This is a genomic window from Stenotrophomonas sp. SMYL8 (assembly GCF_036320065.1).
Classification (GTDB): Bacteria; Pseudomonadota; Gammaproteobacteria; order Xanthomonadales; family Xanthomonadaceae; genus Stenotrophomonas; species Stenotrophomonas maltophilia_A.
Window position 1 is genome coordinate 8,686 of record NZ_JAWIRR010000038.1, and the last position, 17,631, is coordinate 26,316.

A 17,631-nucleotide genomic window follows, 5' to 3' on the forward strand; every position below is an offset into this window, starting at 1 on the left:
ATACTGCGTGCGCACAACATCCTCATGCATTCAGTCCACATTTTAGCCGGGGGGGGGGGGGGCCCCCCCCCCCCCCGCCGCTGGCAGTCAACTGAAAGCCCATCGACACAGCATTCCTCCTTCTGGAGAACACCATGAAAGACCTGCTCAACCTCTTCAACCAGCAGCGCCAGACGCTGGACTTCGACGCGATCAAGATCGCGCTGGCTTCGCCGGACCTGATCCGTTCGTGGTCCTTCGGCGAAGTGAAGAAGCCGGAAACCATCAACTACCGTACCTTCAAGCCGGAACGCGACGGCCTGTTCTGCGCCGCCATCTTCGGCCCGGTGAAGGACTACGAGTGCCTGTGCGGCAAGTACAAGCGCATGAAGCACCGCGGCGTGGTCTGCGAAAAGTGCGGCACCGAAGTGACCCTGGCCAAGGTGCGTCGCGAGCGCATGGGCCACATCGACCTGGCTTCGCCGGTCGCGCACATCTGGTTCCTGAAGTCGCTGCCGTCGCGCATCGGCCTGATGCTGGACATGACCCTGCGCGACATCGAGCGCGTGCTGTACTTCGAAGCCTACGTGGTGACCGAGCCGGGCCTGACCGCCCTGGAGCGCCGCCAGCTGCTGACCGAAGAACAGTACCTGCAGGCCCGCCAGGAGCACGGTGACGACTTCGACGCCGCGATGGGCGCCGAGGCCGTGTACGAACTGCTGCGCACGATCGACCTGCAGTCGGAAATGACCCGCCTGCGCGAGGAAATCGCCGCTACCGGTTCGGAAACCAAGCTCAAGCGCCTCACCAAGCGCATCAAGCTGATCGAAGCCTTCCTGGAATCGGGCAACCGTCCGGAGTGGATGGTCATGACCGTGCTGCCGGTGCTGCCGCCGGACCTGCGTCCGCTGGTCCCGCTGGATGGCGGCCGCTTCGCGACCTCCGACCTGAACGACCTGTACCGCCGCGTCATCAACCGTAACAACCGCCTGCGCCGCCTGCTCGAACTGAGCGCGCCGGACATCATCGTGCGCAATGAAAAGCGCATGCTGCAGGAATCGGTCGATGCGCTGCTGGACAACGGCCGTCGTGGCCGTGCCATCACCGGCACCAACAAGCGCCCGCTGAAGTCGCTGGCCGACATGATCAAGGGCAAGCAGGGCCGCTTCCGCCAGAACCTGCTGGGCAAGCGCGTCGACTACTCGGGCCGTTCGGTCATCGTGGTCGGTCCGTACCTGCGCCTGCACCAGTGCGGCCTGCCGAAGAAGATGGCGCTTGAGCTGTTCAAGCCGTTCGTCTTCGCCAAGCTGCAGCGTCGTGGCCTGGCCACCACCATCAAGGCCGCCAAGAAGCTGGTCGAGCGCGAAGAAGCCGAAGTCTGGGACATCCTGGAAGAGGTCATCCGCGAGCATCCGGTGATGCTGAACCGTGCGCCGACCCTGCACCGTCTGGGCATCCAGGCGTTCGAGCCGGTGCTGATCGAAGGCAAGGCCATCCAGCTGCACCCGCTGGTCTGCACCGCGTTCAACGCCGACTTCGACGGTGACCAGATGGCCGTCCACGTGCCGCTCTCGCTGGAAGCCCAGCTGGAAGCGCGTGCGCTGATGATGTCGACCAACAACATCCTGTCGCCGGCCAACGGCGAGCCGATCATCGTGCCGTCGCAGGACGTCGTGCTGGGTCTGTACTACATGACCCGCTCGCTGGAAAACAAGAAGGGCGAGGGCATGGCCTTCGCCAACATCGCCGAAGTGAAGCGTGCCTACGACAACCGCGTGGTGGAACTGCACGCGCGCGTCAAGGTCCGCATCACCGAAGTGGTGACCGACGAAGACGGCAACAAGCAGAACAAGACCTCGATCGTGGACACCACGATCGGTCGCGCCCTGCTGGCTGAGATCCTGCCGGAAGGCCTGCCGTTCGCGCTGGCCAACACCGAGCTGACCAAGAAGAACATCAGCCGCCTGATCAACTCCAGCTACCGCCAGCTGGGTCTGAAGGACACGGTCGTGTTCGCCGACAAGCTGATGTACACCGGCTTCGCCTACGCGACCCGCGCTGGCGTCTCGATCGGCATCGACGACATGCTGATCCCGGACGAGAAGAAGGGCATCCTCACCGAGGCCGAGGCCGAAGTGCTGGAAATCCAGGAGCAGTACCAGTCGGGCCTGGTCACCGCCGGCGAGCGCTACAACAAGGTGGTCGACATCTGGTCGCGCACCAACGAGCGCATCGCCAAGGCGATGATGGACACCATCGGTACCGAGAAGGTGGTCAATGCCAAGGGTGAGACCATCGACCAGAAGTCGATGAACTCGCTGTACATCATGGCCGACTCCGGTGCGCGTGGTTCGCAGGCGCAGATCCGTCAGCTGGCCGGCATGCGTGGCCTGATGGCCCGCCCGGACGGCTCGATCATCGAGACGCCCATCAAGGCGAACTTCCGCGAAGGCCTGAACGTGCAGGAGTACTTCAACTCCACCCACGGTGCCCGTAAGGGTCTGGCCGATACCGCGCTGAAGACCGCGAACTCGGGTTACCTGACCCGTCGTCTGGTCGACGTGGCACAGGACGTGGTGATCACCGAGGTGGATTGCGGTACCACCGAAGGCCTGATCATGACCCCGATCGTGGAAGGCGGCGACGTGGTCGAACCGCTGAAGGACCGCGTGCTGGGTCGCGTGGTTGCCGAGGACGTGTTCCTGCCGGGCAACGACGAAGATCCGATCGTCACCCGCAACACCCTGCTGGACGAAGCCTGGGTTGCCAAGCTGGAAGACGCCGGCGTGCAGACCATCAAGGTCCGCTCGACCATCTCCTGCGAATCGGCCTTCGGCGTCTGCTCGCGCTGCTACGGCCGCGACCTGGCCCGTGGCCACCTGGTCAACATCGGTGAAGCGGTCGGCGTCATCGCCGCCCAGTCCATCGGTGAGCCGGGTACCCAGCTGACCATGCGTACGTTCCACATCGGTGGTGCGGCGTCGCGAGCTGCTGCGGTCGACAACATCACCGTCAAGACCACCGGCTCGGTCAAGTTCAGCAACCTCAAGTCGGTCGAGCATGCCAACGGCTCGCTGGTGGCAGTGTCGCGCTCGGGCGAAATCTCGGTGCTCGATGCCCACGGCCGTGAGCGTGAGCGTTACAAGCTGCCGTACGGTGCCACCATCACGTCCAAGGACGGTGATGCGATCAAGGCTGGCCAGACCGTAGCCAACTGGGATCCGCATAACCACCCGATCGTGTCGGAAGTGGCCGGCTTCATCCGCTTCATCGACTTCGTCGACGGCGTCACCGTCATCGAGAAGACCGACGAGCTGACCGGCCTGGCCTCGCGCGAAATCACCGATCCGAAGCGTCGTGGTACCCAGGCCAAGGATCTGCGCCCGATCGTGCGCATCGTCGACGCCAAGGGCAACGACCTGTCGATCCCGGGCACCGACCTGCCGGCGCAGTACCTGCTGCCGCCGCGTTCGATCGTCAACCTGCAGGACGGCGCTGCCGTCGGTGTGGGTGACGTGGTCGCCAAGATCCCGCAGGAAGCGTCGAAGACCCGCGACATCACCGGTGGTCTGCCGCGCGTGGCCGATCTGTTCGAAGCGCGCAAGCCGAAGGATCCGGCGGTGCTGGCCGAGCGTTCGGGCATCATCAGCTTCGGCAAGGACACCAAGGGCAAGCAGCGCCTGATCATCAAGGACACCGATGGTTCGGAGCACGAAGAGCTGATCCCGAAGTACCGCCAGGTCATCGTGTTCGAAGGCGAGCATGTCACCAAGGGTGAAACCATCGTGGACGGCGAGCCGAGCCCGCAGGACATCCTGCGCCTGCTGGGTGTCGAACCGCTGGCCGCCTACCTGGTGAAGGAAATCCAGGACGTGTACCGCCTGCAGGGCGTGAAGATCAACGACAAGCACATCGAGGTGATCACCCGCCAGATGCTGCGCAAGGTCGAGATCACCGACCAGGGCAGCAGCAAGTTCCTGAACGGCGAACAGGTGGAGCGCCAGCGCGTTATCGAGGAGAATGCCCGCCTTGCAGCCCGCAATGAGCTGCCGGCGCACTTCGATCCGGTCCTGCTGGGTATCACCAAGGCGTCGCTGGCGACCGAATCGTTCATCTCGGCCGCTTCGTTCCAGGAAACCACCCGCGTGCTGACCGAAGCGGCCGTCCGCGGCACCTCGGACAACCTGCGTGGCCTGAAGGAAAACGTCATCGTGGGTCGCCTGATTCCGGCCGGTACCGGCCTGGCGTACCACAGCAACCGCCGTCGCGGCGCTTCCGGTCTCACCGAGTCGGAAATGCAGACCCTGGCCGGTACCCCGGCTGCGGTCGAGGCGCCGGTGGTTGAAGCCGAAGCTGAACAGGCGTCGGGCGAAGAATGAGGTATCCGGTCCGGCTGCAAGGCCGGACCACCCCGTCGGTCCATCGATGGGAGTGGGAAAGGGCAGGGAGATCGTCCGCGATCGACCCTGTCAATCTGAACGGGGTACATGGAGGCCCCCCAGTAACGTCCCGGGATCAGGGACGGGCTTGACAGGAGGCGTTTGACTGCTTTCCTGGCAGGTTGCTACAATCGTCTGTCTCAGCAGGCCAAAATTTCGGCCTGCTTTAACATTTCCGCATCTCTGGTCGGATTTTCCGGCCACCAATCAGAAGAACCTACTGATGGCGACGATCAACCAGCTGGTCCGCAAGCCGCGGCAAGCGACCACCTACAAGAGTGCCTCGCCGGCGCTCGACAAGTGCCCGCAGCGCCGTGGCGTCTGCACCCGTGTCTACACCACCACTCCGAAGAAGCCGAACTCGGCTCTGCGCAAGGTTGCCAAGGTCCGCCTGACCAACCAGGAAGAAGTGATTTCCTACATCGGTGGTGAAGGCCACAACCTGCAGGAGCACTCCGTGGTCCTGATCCGCGGCGGTCGCGTCAAGGACCTGCCGGGTGTGCGTTACCACACCGTTCGTGGCTCGCTCGACGCCGCCGGCGTTGCCAAGCGTCGCCAGGCCCGTTCCAAGTACGGCGCCAAGCGTCCGAAGGCATAAGGAGAGAGCACTATGTCGCGTAAGGGTAATACTCCGCAGCGTTCCGTCCTGCCCGATCCGAAGCACGGAAGCGAAACCATCGCCCGCTTCATCAACATGGTCATGCAGAGCGGCAAGAAGTCCGTCGCCGAAAAGATCGTGTACGGCGCCATGGACGTGATCACCGAGAAGAACAGCAGCGCCAACGCCATTGAACTGGTGCAGAAGGCTCTGGACAACGTCGCTCCGGCGGTCGAAGTCAAGTCGCGCCGCGTCGGTGGTGCCACCTACCAGGTGCCGGTCGAAGTGCGTTCGTCGCGCAAGATGGCCCTGGCCATGCGCTGGCTGATCGACTCCGCGCGCAAGCGTGGCGAGAACACCATGCCGAAGAAGCTGGCTGCTGAACTGATCGACGCCTCGGAAAACCGTGGCGGCGCCATCAAGAAGCGCGAAGAAACCCACCGCATGGCCGAAGCCAACAAGGCATTCGCCCACTACCGCTGGTGAGTTTGACGGCCTTGTAAAACAGGCAGGGCAGCACCACTTCGGTGCGTGCTGCCTCGCGGTCCCAGAAGGGCTGCGCCAATCCGAAGGCCGCCGAAAGGCGGCGTTCGGCCATCCGAAATCCAAGAAATCTGAGAGGCTCCCGTGGCCCGTTCCACTCCCATCGAGCGTTACCGTAACTTCGGCATCATGGCTCACATCGATGCCGGCAAGACCACCACGTCCGAGCGCATCCTGTTCTACACCGGCAAGAGCCACAAGATCGGTGAAGTGCATGACGGCGCCGCCACCATGGACTGGATGGAGCAGGAGCAGGAGCGTGGCATCACGATCCAGTCCGCTGCCACCACCGCGTTCTGGAAGGGCATGGACAAGTCCCTGCCGGAGCACCGCTTCAACATCATCGACACCCCCGGGCACGTCGACTTCACCATCGAAGTGGAGCGCTCGCTGCGCGTGCTCGACGGTGCCGTCTTCGTCCTGTGCGCCGTCGGTGGCGTGCAGCCGCAGTCGGAAACCGTGTGGCGCCAGGCCAACAAGTACCACGTGCCGCGCATCGCGTTCGTCAACAAGATGGACCGTACCGGTGCCAACTTCCAGAAGGTCGTCGGCCAGCTGAAGGCCAAGCTGGGCGCGGTTGCCGTGCCGATGCAGCTGCCGATCGGCGCTGAAGACAACTTCAAGGGCGTCGTCGACCTGCTGAAGATGAAGGCCATCCACTGGGATGAAGCTTCGCAGGGCATGAAGTTCGAATACGGCGACATCCCGGCCGAACTGCAGGGCCCGGCTGAAGAGGCTCGCCAGTTCATGGTCGAGACCGCTGCCGAAGCCAGCGAAGAGCTGATGGAAAAGTACCTGGGCGGCGAAGAGCTGGCCGAGGCTGAAATCATCAATGCCCTGCGTACCCGCACCCTGGCCACCGAGATCGTGCCGATGTACTGCGGCTCGGCCTTCAAGAACAAGGGCGTGCAGGCCATGCTGGATGGCGTGATCCAGCTGCTGCCGTCGCCGGTCGACGTGCCGGACGTGAAGGGCGTGGACGTTGACGACGACACCGTCGAAATGACCCGCAAGTCGGACGACAAGGCTCCGTTCTCGTCGCTGGCCTTCAAGATCATCACCGACCCGTTCGTCGGCGCGCTGACCTTCTTCCGTGTCTACTCGGGCACCCTGAACGGTGGCGACACCGTGCTGAACTCGGTGAAGGGCAAGAAGGAGCGCATCGGCCGCATCCTGCAGATGCACTCGAACAACCGCGAGGAAATCAAGGAAGTTCTGGCCGGTGACATCGCCGCTGCCGTGGGCCTGAAGGACACCACCACCGGTGACACCCTGTGCGCCGTGGACGCCCCGATCATCCTGGAGCGCATGACGTTCCCGGAGCCGGTGATCTCGATGGCCGTCGAGCCGAAGACCAAGTCGGACCAGGAAAAGATGGGCCTGGCCCTGGGCCGTCTGGCACAGGAAGATCCGTCGTTCCGCGTCAAGACCGACGAAGAATCCGGCCAGACCATCATCTCGGGCATGGGCGAGCTGCACCTGGACATCATCGTTGACCGCCTGAAGCGCGAGTTCAACGTTGAAGCCAACGTCGGCGCGCCGCAGGTGGCCTACCGCGAAACCATCACCCTGGCCGACGTCAAGTCGGACTACAAGCACGCCAAGCAGTCCGGTGGTAAGGGTCAGTACGGTCACGTCGTGATCGAACTGTCGCCGATCACTGCTGCCGACCGTGCCGATCCGAAGATCGCTCCGATGATCAAGGACGACTTCCTGTTCATCAACGACATCACCGGCGGCGTGATCCCGAAGGAATTCATTCCGTCGGTTGAAAAGGGCCTGCGCGAAACCATCACCAGCGGTCCGCTGGCTGGCTTCCCGGTCGTGGACGTCAAGGTGAAGCTGGTGTTCGGTTCGTACCACGACGTCGACTCCTCGGAAATGGCGTTCAAGCTGGCTTCGTCGATGGCCTTCAAGCAGGGCTTCGCCAAGGCCAAGCCGGTGCTGCTGGAGCCGATCATGAAGGTCGAGATCGTGACCCCGGAGGATTACCAGGGTGACGTGATGGGCGACGTCAGCCGTCGTCGCGGCGTGCTGCAGGGTTCCGACACCACCGGTGACGGCTCCGCTTCGATCATCAACGCGATGATCCCGCTGGGTGAAATGTTCGGCTACGCCACTGCGCTGCGTTCGCAGACCCAGGGCCGCGCCACCTTCACCATGGAATTCGATCACTACGAGCCGGCTCCGACCAACATCGCCGAAGCCGTCATGAAGAAGGGCTGAGCCTCGCTCAGCCTCTCTTGAAACCACTTACGAACAATCAAGGTATAGAACAATGGCAAAGGGTAAGTTCGAACGCACCAAGCCGCACGTCAACGTCGGCACCATCGGTCACGTCGACCACGGCAAGACCACGCTGACCGCCGCGCTGACCAAGATCGGTGCCGAGCGCTTCGGTGGCGAGTTCAAGGACTACTCCTCGATCGACGCCGCGCCGGAAGAAAAGGCGCGTGGCATCACGATCTCGACCGCGCACGTCGAATACGAATCCCCGATCCGTCACTACGCCCACGTTGACTGCCCGGGCCACGCTGACTACGTCAAGAACATGATCACCGGTGCCGCCCAGATGGACGGCGCGATCCTGGTGTGCTCGGCCGCTGACGGCCCGATGCCGCAGACCCGTGAGCACATCCTGCTGTCGCGCCAGGTCGGCGTGCCGTACATCGTCGTGTTCCTGAACAAGGCCGACATGGTGGACGACGCCGAGCTGCTCGAGCTGGTCGAGATGGAAGTGCGTGAACTGCTGAGCAAGTACGAGTTCCCGGGCGACGACACCCCGATCATCGCCGGTTCGGCCCGCCTGGCGCTGGAAGGCGACCAGAGCGACATCGGCGTGCCGGCCATCCTGAAGCTGGTCGATGCCCTGGACAGCTGGATTCCGGAGCCGGAGCGCGCGATCGACAAGCCGTTCCTGATGCCGGTGGAAGACGTGTTCTCGATCTCGGGCCGCGGCACCGTGGTGACCGGCCGTATCGAGCGTGGCGTGATCAAGGTCGGCGACGAAATCGAAATCGTCGGCATCCGTCCGGTGCAGAAGACCACCGTGACCGGCGTTGAAATGTTCCGCAAGCTGCTGGACCAGGGTCAGGCAGGCGACAACGCTGGCCTGCTGCTGCGCGGCACCAAGCGTGACGACGTCGAGCGTGGCCAGGTCCTGGCCAAGCCGGGCACGATCAAGCCGCACACCAAGTTCGAAGGCGAAGTCTATGTCCTGTCGAAGGACGAAGGCGGCCGTCACACCCCGTTCTTCAACGGCTACCGTCCGCAGTTCTACTTCCGCACCACCGACATCACCGGCGCAGCTGCACTGCCGGAAGGCGTCGAAATGGTGATGCCGGGTGACAACGTCAAGATGGTCGTCACCCTGATCAACCCGGTGGCAATGGACGAAGGCCTGCGCTTCGCCATCCGCGAAGGCGGCCGTACCGTCGGCGCCGGCGTGGTCTCGAAGATCATCGAGTAATCTGGTAGTATCAGCGCCCCGATGTTGCCTGGGTAGGGCATCGGGGCGTATCAAATGGGAAAGCAGGCACAGGATGTGCCTTGTGTTCCCCGGACCAGGAAGGGTCAATGCCATTCAGGCGGCGTCAACAGGCGACTGTTGACAGCTGCCTTGCGTGCCATTATGCTTCTACGTCTGGGCAGGCCGGGTAACTGGTCTGCCTACGTTTTTGAGGTCCATGGATTGACCTTGGCGGCCTGCAGGACTGCGGGTCGTCCGTATTCAGGAATTTCATGGGACAAAGCAACCCAGAGGCTTTGTCTGTCGCTCTTTTAACGAAGGAACCTACCGCCATGGCGGACCAAAAGATCCGGATCCGGCTGAAAGCGTTCGATCATCGTCTGATCGACCGTTCGGCCAGCGAGATCGTTGAAACGGCAAAGCGGACCGGCGCGCAAGTGCGTGGCCCGATCCCGCTGCCGACCAAGATCGAGCGTTACACCGTTCTCGTTTCCCCGCACGTCGACAAGGACGCGCGTGACCAGTACGAGACCCGCACGCACAAGCGCGTGCTCGATATCGTTGACCCGAATGACAAGACCGTGGACGCGCTGATGAAGCTCGAACTGGCTGCCGGCGTCGACGTTCAGATCAAGCTGACCTGAGGACTACGACCATGACGAAGAAGTATTCGTTGGGCTTCGTGGGCCGCAAGGCTGGCATGAGCCGCGTGTTCACTGAAGATGGCCGCTCCATCCCGGTGACCCTGATCGAAGCAACCCCGAACCGCATCGCGCAGATCAAGACCGTCGAAACCGACGGCTACAGCGCCGTGCAGGTGACCGTCGGCGCGCGTCGCGCTGCCCTGGTCAACAAGCCGGAAGCCGGCCACTTCGCCAAGGCGAAGGTGGAAGCGGGTCGTGGCCTGTGGGAATTCCGCGTTGAAGACGCGCAGCTCGGCGATTTCGCCGTTGGCGGCGAAGTCAAGGCGGACATCTTCGAAGTCGGCCAGATCGTCGACGTCCAGGGTGTCACCAAGGGTAAGGGCTTCCAGGGCACCATCAAGCGCCACAACTTCCGTATGGGCGATGCAACCCACGGTAACTCGCTGTCGCATCGCGCGCCGGGTTCGCTGGGTCAGCGCCAGACCCCGGGTCGCGTTTTCCCGGGCAAGAAGATGTCGGGCCACATGGGCGCGGTGCAGCAGAGCACCCAGAACCTGGAAGTGGTCAAGGTCGACGTCGAGCGCGGTCTGATCGCCGTTCGCGGCGCCGTTCCGGGCGCGGCGGGTGGCGACGTGATCGTCCGTCCGGCGAGCAAGGCATAAGGAGAGATGACGATGGAACTCGTTATCACGGGTAGCAACAACAAGGTCTCGGTCTCCGACGCCGTGTTCGGTCGCGATTTCAGCGAAGATCTGGTCCACCAGGTCGTCGTTGCCTACCGCAACGCCGGTCGCGCCGGCACCAAGGCACAGAAGACTCGCTCCGAAGTGGCTGGTACCACCAAGAAGTCGAAGAAGCAGAAGGGCGGCGGCGCGCGTCATGGCGCACTGACGGCTCCGATCTTCGTCGGCGGCGGTGTCACCTTCGCGGCCAAGCCGCGCAGCTTCGAGCAGAAGGTCAATCGTAAGCAGTACCGTGCCGCCATGTGCGCGATCCTGTCCGAGCTGAACCGTCAGGGCCGTCTGACCATCGTGGAGTCCTTCGACGTCGAAGTGACCAACACGAAGGGTCTGATCGCCAAGCTGGCCGGCCTGGAAGTGGGCAAGCGCCCGCTGATCGTCACCGAAGAAGCGTCCGAGCACCTGTACCTGTCCGCCCGCAATCTGCCGTACGTGCAGGTGCGTGACGTCCAGGGTCTGGATCCGGTCTCGCTGGTGGGTGCCGACACGGTCGTCATCACCGCTGACGCGGTCAAGAAGGTCGAGGAGTGGCTGGCATGAACAGCAACGAAAAAATCTTCAGCGTGCTGCGTGCCCCGCGTGTCTCCGAAAAGACCGCGCGCCTGCAGGAACTCTCCAACCAGTATGTCTTCGAAGTTTCGAACGAAGCCACCAAGGCCGATGTAAAGGCCGCGGTCGAGCAGCTGTTCGACGTCAAGGTCGAAGCCGTCAACGTGGTCAACGTCAAGGGCAAGAACAAGTCCTTCCGTAACCGTGCTGGCCGCCGCGGCGATTGGCGCAAGGCGTACGTTCGCCTGGCCGATGGCCAGTCGATCGATGTAACGGCCAAGGCCTGAGGTACATCCCATGCCATTGATGAAATTCAAGCCCACTTCCCCCGGCCGCCGTTCGGCCGTGCGCGTGGTCACTCCCGACCTGCACAAGGGTGCTCCGCACGCTGCGCTGGTCGAGTCGCAGAGCCGCTCGGGTGGTCGTAACCACCATGGCCGCATCACCGTGCGTCACGTCGGTGGTGGTGCCAAGCAGCACTACCGCATCATCGACTTCAAGCGCAACAAGCTGGGCATCCCGGCGCGCGTGGAACGCATCGAATACGATCCGAACCGCACCGCGCACATCGCTCTGCTGTGCTACGTCGACGGTGAGCGTCGCTACATCATCGCCCCGAAGGGCCTGAAGGCTGGTGATCAGGTGATCGCTGGTTCGGATGCCCCGATCAAGGCTGGCAACACCCTGCCGCTGCGCAACATCCCGGTCGGCACCACCATCCACTGCATCGAACTGAAGCCGGGCAAGGGCGCTCAGATCGCTCGCGCCGCTGGTGCGGCCGTGCAGCTGGTGGCTCGCGAAGGCATCTACGCCACCCTGCGCCTGCGCTCGGGTGAAATGCGTAAGGTTCCGGTCGAGTGCTGCGCCACCATCGGCGAAGTCGGCAACGACGAGCACAGCCTGGAAAAGCTGGGCAAGGCCGGTGCCAAGCGTTGGCGCGGCGTCCGCCCGACCGTTCGTGGTGCTGCCATGAACCCGGTTGACCACCCGCACGGTGGTGGTGAGGCGAAGGCCGGCCAGGGTAATCCGCATCCGGTCACCCCGTGGGGTGTCCCGACCAAGGGTTACAAGACGCGCCATAACAAGCGCACTCAGCAGTTCATCGTCCGCGATCGTAGGGGCTAATCGACCATGGCACGTTCACTCAAGAAGGGCCCGTTCGTCGATCACCACCTCGTCAAGAAGGTGGAGGCCGCTGCGGGCAGCAAGAAGCCGATCAAGACCTGGTCGCGCCGTTCGATGATCCTGCCTGACATGGTAGGCGTCACCATTGCCGTGCATAACGGCAAGAACCACATCCCGGTTCTCGTCAACGAGAACATGGTCGGCCACAAGCTCGGCGAATTTGCCATCACCCGGACCTTCAAGGGTCACGGTGGTGACAAGAAGTCGGGCAAGTAAGGAGAGATGACAATGGAAGCGAAAGCCATCCTGCGCACTGCGCGCATCTCCCCGCAGAAGGCTCGTCTGGTCGCTGACCAGGTGCGCGGTCTGCCGGCCGAGCGTGCGGTCAACCTGCTGAAGTTCTCGGACAAGAAGGCTGCCCACCTGATCAAGAAGGTGGTGGAGTCGGCAATTGCCAACGCCGAGAACAACCAGGGCGCCGACGTCGACGAGCTGAAGGTTCAGACCATCATGGTTGATGAAGGTCCGACCCTGAAGCGTTTCATGGCGCGGGCGAAAGGCCGCGGTACCCGCATCCTCAAGCGCACCAGCCACATCACTGTGGTTGTGGGCGCCGCCAAGTAAGCGGATAAGGAAAAGACCATGGGTCATAAAGTTCATCCGATTGGTATCCGCCTCGGCATTTCCAAGGACTGGAACTCCAAGTGGTACGCCAACAAGGCCGAGTTCGCTGGTTACCTGGCAGCCGACCTGAAAGTGCGCGAAATGCTGCGCAAGAAGCTGGCTCAGGCCGGCATCAGCAAGATCCTGATCGAGCGTCCGGCCAAGACCGCTCGCGTGACGATCCACACCGCCCGTCCGGGCGTGGTGATCGGCAAGCGCGGTGAGGACATCGAGAAGCTGCGCAAGGAAGTGAGCGAGATGATGGGCGTCCCGGCGCACATCAACGTCACCGAAGTGCGCAAGCCGGAACTGGACGCGCAGCTCGTTGCCGAGTCGATCGCCCAGCAGCTGGAGCGTCGCATCATGTTCCGCCGCGCAATGAAGCGCTCGGTCGGCAACGCGATGCGCCTGGGTGCCCTGGGCATCAAGGTCAACGTGGGTGGCCGCCTCAACGGTGCAGAAATCGCCCGTTCGGAGTGGTACCGCGAAGGCCGCGTGCCGCTGCACACCCTGCGTGCCGACATCGACTATGGCTTCGCTGAAGCCAAGACGACCTACGGCATCATCGGCATCAAGGTCTGGATCTACAAGGGCGAGGTCTTCGATTTCTCCCAGGTTGGCCAGGAAAAGCAGGACGACACCCCGTCGCGCAACGATCGTCACGATCGCGGCGACCGTGGTGACCGTCAGCGCCCGGCCCGTGAAGCGAGGTAACGACAATGTTGCAACCCAAGCGAACCAAGTACCGCAAGGTACACAAGGGCCGTAACGATGGCCTGAGCTGGAGCGCCAACGCTGTCAGCTTCGGCGAATACGGCCTGAAGGCAACCGCACACGGTCAGCTGACCGCGCGTCAGATCGAAGCGGCCCGCCGCTCGATCAGCCGCTACGTCAAGCGCGGCGGCAAGATGTGGATCCGCGTGTTCCCCGACAAGCCCATCACCAAGAAGCCCATCGAAGTCCGAATGGGTTCTGGTAAGGGCAACGTGGAATACTGGGTGGCCCAGATCCAGCCCGGCCGCATGATCTATGAAATCGAGGGTGTTTCCGAGGAAGTGGCTCGCGAGGCGTTCCGCCTGGCCGCCGCCAAGCTCTCGGTCACCACCACTTTCGTGACCCGTACGGTGCGCTGATGGATATCAAAACTCTCCGTGAAAAGTCGGCTGACGAACTCAAGGCCCACCTGATCGACCTGCGTAAGGAACAGTTCTCTGTCCGTATGCAGCAGGTCACCGGCCAGCTGCCGAAGACCCACGACATTCGCCGGGTCCGTCGCGAGATTGCTCGCGTCAAGACCCTGCTCGGCAGCACGAAGTAAGGATGGCCGCTATGAGCGACAATACTGAAAAGAAGACGCTGCGCACGGTCGAAGGCCGTGTCGTCAGCAACAAGATGGACAAGACGGTTACCGTCCTGGTTGAGCGTCAGGTCAAGCACGCGCTGTACGGCAAGTACATCAAGCGCTCGACGAAGCTGCACGCCCACGATGCCGACAACGCCTGCAAGGAAGGCGATGTCGTCCGCGTGACCGAGATTGCTCCGATGTCCAAGACCAAGAACTGGCGCGTGGTGGAAGTCATCACGCGCGCGGCTGAATAAGGAGCTGAATCATGATCCAGATGCAGAGCTACCTTGACGTCGCGGACAATTCGGGTGCCAAGCAGGTGATGTGCTTCAAGGTGCTGGGTGGTTCCAAGCGCCGTTACGCCGGCATCGGCGACATCATCAAGGTCACCGTGAAGGATGCGATTCCGCGCGGCAAGGTCAAGAAGGGTGAAGTGTATGACGCCGTCGTGGTGCGTACCCGCAAGGGTGTGCGTCGCGCCGACGGCTCGCTGATCCGCTTCGACGGCAACGCTGCCGTTCTGCTGAACAGCAAGCAGGAGCCGATCGGTACCCGTATCTTCGGGCCGGTGACCCGTGAACTTCGTTCGGAGAAGTTCATGAAGATCGTCTCGCTCGCTCCCGAAGTGCTGTGAGCGACAGGAGATAATCATGGCTAACCGTATCAAGAAGGGCGACCAGGTTGTCGTCAACGCTGGCAAGGACAAGGGCAAGCAGGGCGAAGTCGTCCGCGTCGACGGCGACCGTGTGGTCGTCGCCAACGTGAACATCGTCAAGCGCCACACCAAGCCGAACCCGCAGGCAGGTGTTGCCGGCGGCGTGGTCGAGCGCGAAGCTTCGATCCATATCTCCAACGTGAATGTTCTGAACCCGGCTTCGGGCAAGGGCGAACGCGTTGGCTTCAAGGTGCTGGAGGATGGACGCAAACTGCGTGTGTTCCGCTCCAGCGGTGAGGCGCTCGACGCCTGAGGAATGAGAAGATGAGTTCCCGTCTCGAAAAGTTCTACAAGGACGAAGTGGTGCCGGCGCTGATGAAGCAGTTCGGCTACACCAATCCGATGGAAGTGCCGAAGCTGGTCAAGGTCACCCTGAACATGGGTGTCGGCGAAGCGGCCACCAACAAGAAGATCCTGGAAAACGCCGTCGGCGACATGACCAAGATTTCCGGCCAGAAGCCGGTTGTCACCAAGTCGCGTGTGTCGGTTGCGTCGTTCAAGATCCGCGATGGTTGGCCGATCGGCTGCAAGACCACGCTGCGTCGCCACAAGATGTACGAGTTCCTGGATCGCCTGATCAACATCTCGCTGCCGCGCGTGCGCGACTTCCGTGGTGTTTCCGGTCGTTCCTTCGACGGCCGCGGCAACTTCAACATGGGTGTGAAGGAGCAGATCATCTTCCCGGAAATCGACTTCGACGCCGTCGACGCGATCCGCGGTATGGATATCGCCATCACCACCACTGCGAAGACCGACGCGGAAGCGAAGGCGCTGCTGGCAGCGTTCAAGTTCCCGTTCCGTAACTGATCTGTCGAGGAAACCGAAATGGCAAAGACCTCCATGGTCAACCGCGACATCAAGCGGGAAAAGCTGGCAAAGAAGTACGCTGAAAAGCGTGCAGCTCTGAAGAAGATCGTGTCCTCCGTGGACGCGACCTACGAAGAGAAGATCGACGCCGCAACCAAGCTGGCCAAGCTGCCGCGCGATTCGTCGCCGAGCCGCCAGCGCAACCGTTGCGAGCTGTCGGGTCGTCCGCGTGGCGTCTACAGCAAGTTCGGCCTGGGCCGTAACAAGCTGCGTGAAGCCACCATGCGTGGCGACGTCCCGGGTCTGCGCAAGGCCAGCTGGTAATCCCAGCCGGCCCTGCGATCAGGAGCCCCTTCGGGGGTTCCTGAACCGGGCAGGGGGGACATTCAGCTTTCCCGACGCAAAAAAACCGAAGAGCCCGGCGCAAGCCGGGCTCTTTTGGCGTATACTCCCGCGTCTTGCCCTGTGCAGACGGGGTTGTAGGAGTGGGCTTCCGGCCCGCTGCAACAAGGGACCTGGCCCGTTTCCAGGAGACAACAGATTTTCGCGAAAGCGGATATCGGTGCACTCAAAGGTACTCATATGAGCATGACTGATCCCATCGCCGACCTGCTGGTCCGCATCAAGAATGCGGCCGCGGTTGGCAAGCAGACGGTGAAAGCCCCGTCGTCCAAGATCAAGGTTGCGATTGCCCAGGTCCTGAAGGACGAGGGTTACATCACCGACCTGCGCGTGACCCAGCTGGAAAACAACAAGTCCGAGCTGGAAATCGTGCTGAAGTATTTCGAAGGCAAGCCGGTCATCGCGACCCTGAAGCGCTTCTCGCGTTCGGGCCTGCGCCAGTACCGCGGCAAGAGCGAGCTGCCGAAGGTCATGAACGGCCTGGGTATCTCCATCATTTCCACCTCCAAGGGCATCATGACTGATGCGCAGGCGCGCCAGCTGGGCGTCGGCGGCGAAGTCCTGTGCTTCGTGGCCTAAGGCGAAAGGAGTAGAACTATGTCCCGCGTAGCCAAGAAGCCGATCGACCTGGGTAAGGTTGAACTGAACGTCCAGTCGGACAGCGTCACCGCCAAGGGCCCGAAGGGCACCCTGTCGCTGGCCAAGCCGGCCGGTATTGCCATCAACGTCGACAACGGCGTTGCCACCCTGAGCACCGAGAACGCCGACCTGGTCGCACTGACCGGTACCGTGCGTGCGATCCTGTCCAACATGGTCAAGGGCGTGTCCGAAGGCTTCGAGCGCAAGCTGGAGCTGGTCGGCGTGGGTTACCGCGCTGCCATGCAGGGCAAGGACCTGAGCCTGTCGCTGGGCTTCTCGCATCCGGTCGTGTTCGTGGCGCCGGAAGGCATCACCCTGTCGACCCCGACCCAGACCGAGATCCTGGTCCAGGGCGCTGACAAGCAGGTCGTCGGTGAAGTTGCCGCCAAGATCCGTGCGTTCCGCAAGCCGGAGCCGTACAAGGGCAAGGGCGTGAAGTACTCCGACGAAGTCATCATCCGTAAGGAAGCCAAGAAGGCGTAAGTGCGAGTCCCTCGCAAGAGCCCGCACATCCTTGTGCGGACTCCTCAGGGAAAAGCCCAACCTTCAGCTTTCAAGGAATAATCAAAATGAACAAGAACATCGCCCGCCTGCGTCGCGCCAAGTCGACCCGCGCCCACATCCGTGAGCTCGGCGTCGCCCGCCTGTCGGTGCTGCGCACCGGCCAGCACCTGTACGCCCAGGTCTTCACCGCCGACGGTTCCAAGGTGCTGGCTGCTGCCAACACCACCCAGACCGACGTCATGGAAGGCCTGAAGAACGGCAAGAACGCCGACGCCGCCGCCAAGGTCGGCCGTATCGTCGCTGAGCGCGCCAAGGCCGCCGGCGTCGAGAAGGTTGCCTTCGATCGTTCGGGCTACCGCTACCACGGCCGCATCAAGGCCCTGGCAGAAGCCGCCCGCGAAGCCGGCCTGCAGTTCTAAGGGACAAGGGCAGGGGTCCATTGGTCTCCTGCCTGCCTGCTCGCCAGCCTG

Annotated in this window: 23 protein-coding genes; all 23 read left to right on the forward strand. The window is 62.6% G+C overall.

What is annotated here, in order from left to right; translation table 11 throughout:
* Positions 1 to 134 precede the first annotated feature (134 nt).
* Positions 135 to 4,358, forward strand: coding sequence for a DNA-directed RNA polymerase subunit beta' (gene rpoC / locus V3B25_RS20140; protein ID WP_049422947.1), 4,224 nt, complete (start codon positions 135 to 137; stop codon positions 4,356 to 4,358).
* 283 nt (positions 4,359 to 4,641) lie between these two features.
* A complete protein-coding gene (gene rpsL, locus V3B25_RS20145; RefSeq protein WP_004145320.1) occupies positions 4,642 to 5,016 on the forward strand; it encodes a 30S ribosomal protein S12 in 375 nt (124 codons plus the stop codon).
* Positions 5,017 to 5,028: 12 nt separating this feature from the next.
* Positions 5,029 to 5,502, forward strand: coding sequence for a 30S ribosomal protein S7 (gene rpsG / locus V3B25_RS20150; RefSeq protein ID WP_004145321.1), 474 nt, complete (start codon positions 5,029 to 5,031; stop codon positions 5,500 to 5,502).
* Between the two features lie 141 nt (positions 5,503 to 5,643).
* Positions 5,644 to 7,785: an elongation factor G gene (gene fusA / locus V3B25_RS20155; protein ID WP_049422946.1), complete on the forward strand. Its 2,142-nt coding sequence runs from the start codon at positions 5,644 to 5,646 to the stop codon at positions 7,783 to 7,785.
* Between the two features lie 52 nt (positions 7,786 to 7,837).
* Positions 7,838 to 9,028 (forward strand): elongation factor Tu, encoded by a 1,191-nt coding sequence (gene tuf / locus V3B25_RS20160; protein ID WP_014036096.1) that lies wholly within the window; start codon positions 7,838 to 7,840, stop codon positions 9,026 to 9,028.
* 332 nt (positions 9,029 to 9,360) lie between these two features.
* Positions 9,361 to 9,672 carry a 30S ribosomal protein S10 gene (gene rpsJ, locus V3B25_RS20165; protein ID WP_005408208.1) on the forward strand — a complete coding sequence of 104 codons (312 nt, stop codon included), beginning with the start codon at positions 9,361 to 9,363 and terminating at the stop codon, positions 9,670 to 9,672.
* An 11-nt stretch (positions 9,673 to 9,683) separates the two neighbouring features.
* Complete coding sequence (rplC, locus tag V3B25_RS20170; protein WP_004145336.1) at positions 9,684 to 10,334, forward strand: 50S ribosomal protein L3; 651 nt, start codon at positions 9,684 to 9,686, stop codon at positions 10,332 to 10,334.
* 12 nt (positions 10,335 to 10,346) lie between these two features.
* Positions 10,347 to 10,952, forward strand: coding sequence for a 50S ribosomal protein L4 (rplD, locus tag V3B25_RS20175; protein ID WP_004145337.1), 606 nt, complete (start codon positions 10,347 to 10,349; stop codon positions 10,950 to 10,952).
* Entirely contained in the window at positions 10,949 to 11,248 is a 300-nt protein-coding gene (gene rplW / locus V3B25_RS20180; RefSeq protein ID WP_004145338.1) for a 50S ribosomal protein L23, read from the forward strand. Before rplD ends, rplW begins: the two co-directional genes overlap by 4 nt.
* Before the next feature lie 10 nt (positions 11,249 to 11,258).
* Positions 11,259 to 12,086, forward strand: coding sequence for a 50S ribosomal protein L2 (rplB, locus tag V3B25_RS20185; RefSeq protein ID WP_004145339.1), 828 nt, complete (start codon positions 11,259 to 11,261; stop codon positions 12,084 to 12,086).
* Between the two features lie 6 nt (positions 12,087 to 12,092).
* On the forward strand, positions 12,093 to 12,362 hold the full coding sequence (gene rpsS / locus V3B25_RS20190; RefSeq protein WP_004154485.1) for a 30S ribosomal protein S19: 270 nt from the start codon (positions 12,093 to 12,095) through the stop codon (positions 12,360 to 12,362).
* Between the two features lie 12 nt (positions 12,363 to 12,374).
* Positions 12,375 to 12,710, forward strand: a complete 336-nt coding sequence (gene rplV / locus V3B25_RS20195; protein ID WP_004145348.1) for a 50S ribosomal protein L22 — start codon at positions 12,375 to 12,377, stop codon at positions 12,708 to 12,710.
* Between the two features lie 18 nt (positions 12,711 to 12,728).
* Positions 12,729 to 13,463 (forward strand): 30S ribosomal protein S3, encoded by a 735-nt coding sequence (gene rpsC, locus V3B25_RS20200; RefSeq protein WP_004145350.1) that lies wholly within the window; start codon positions 12,729 to 12,731, stop codon positions 13,461 to 13,463.
* Between the two features lie 5 nt (positions 13,464 to 13,468).
* Positions 13,469 to 13,882, forward strand: coding sequence for a 50S ribosomal protein L16 (gene rplP, locus V3B25_RS20205; protein WP_004154486.1), 414 nt, complete (start codon positions 13,469 to 13,471; stop codon positions 13,880 to 13,882).
* Positions 13,882 to 14,067, forward strand: a complete 186-nt coding sequence (gene rpmC / locus V3B25_RS20210) for a 50S ribosomal protein L29 (RefSeq protein WP_004154487.1) — start codon at positions 13,882 to 13,884, stop codon at positions 14,065 to 14,067. The genes rplP and rpmC overlap by 1 nt, the downstream gene beginning before the upstream one ends.
* A gap of 11 nt (positions 14,068 to 14,078) precedes the next feature.
* On the forward strand, positions 14,079 to 14,348 hold the full coding sequence (rpsQ, locus tag V3B25_RS20215) for a 30S ribosomal protein S17 (protein WP_004154489.1): 270 nt from the start codon (positions 14,079 to 14,081) through the stop codon (positions 14,346 to 14,348).
* A gap of 11 nt (positions 14,349 to 14,359) precedes the next feature.
* Positions 14,360 to 14,728, forward strand: coding sequence for a 50S ribosomal protein L14 (gene rplN / locus V3B25_RS20220; protein WP_004145357.1), 369 nt, complete (start codon positions 14,360 to 14,362; stop codon positions 14,726 to 14,728).
* A 16-nt stretch (positions 14,729 to 14,744) separates the two neighbouring features.
* Positions 14,745 to 15,062: a 50S ribosomal protein L24 gene (rplX, locus tag V3B25_RS20225; protein ID WP_004154490.1), complete on the forward strand. Its 318-nt coding sequence runs from the start codon at positions 14,745 to 14,747 to the stop codon at positions 15,060 to 15,062.
* Positions 15,063 to 15,073: 11 nt separating this feature from the next.
* On the forward strand, positions 15,074 to 15,616 hold the full coding sequence (rplE, locus tag V3B25_RS20230) for a 50S ribosomal protein L5 (RefSeq protein ID WP_004154491.1): 543 nt from the start codon (positions 15,074 to 15,076) through the stop codon (positions 15,614 to 15,616).
* Between the two features lie 18 nt (positions 15,617 to 15,634).
* On the forward strand, positions 15,635 to 15,940 hold the full coding sequence (rpsN, locus tag V3B25_RS20235; RefSeq protein ID WP_005408209.1) for a 30S ribosomal protein S14: 306 nt from the start codon (positions 15,635 to 15,637) through the stop codon (positions 15,938 to 15,940).
* A 258-nt stretch (positions 15,941 to 16,198) separates the two neighbouring features.
* On the forward strand, positions 16,199 to 16,597 hold the full coding sequence (rpsH, locus tag V3B25_RS20240) for a 30S ribosomal protein S8 (RefSeq protein WP_005408210.1): 399 nt from the start codon (positions 16,199 to 16,201) through the stop codon (positions 16,595 to 16,597).
* Between the two features lie 18 nt (positions 16,598 to 16,615).
* Positions 16,616 to 17,140, forward strand: coding sequence for a 50S ribosomal protein L6 (rplF, locus tag V3B25_RS20245; protein ID WP_005408211.1), 525 nt, complete (start codon positions 16,616 to 16,618; stop codon positions 17,138 to 17,140).
* An 80-nt stretch (positions 17,141 to 17,220) separates the two neighbouring features.
* On the forward strand, positions 17,221 to 17,580 hold the full coding sequence (gene rplR, locus V3B25_RS20250; protein ID WP_024957318.1) for a 50S ribosomal protein L18: 360 nt from the start codon (positions 17,221 to 17,223) through the stop codon (positions 17,578 to 17,580).
* Positions 17,581 to 17,631 lie beyond the last annotated feature (51 nt).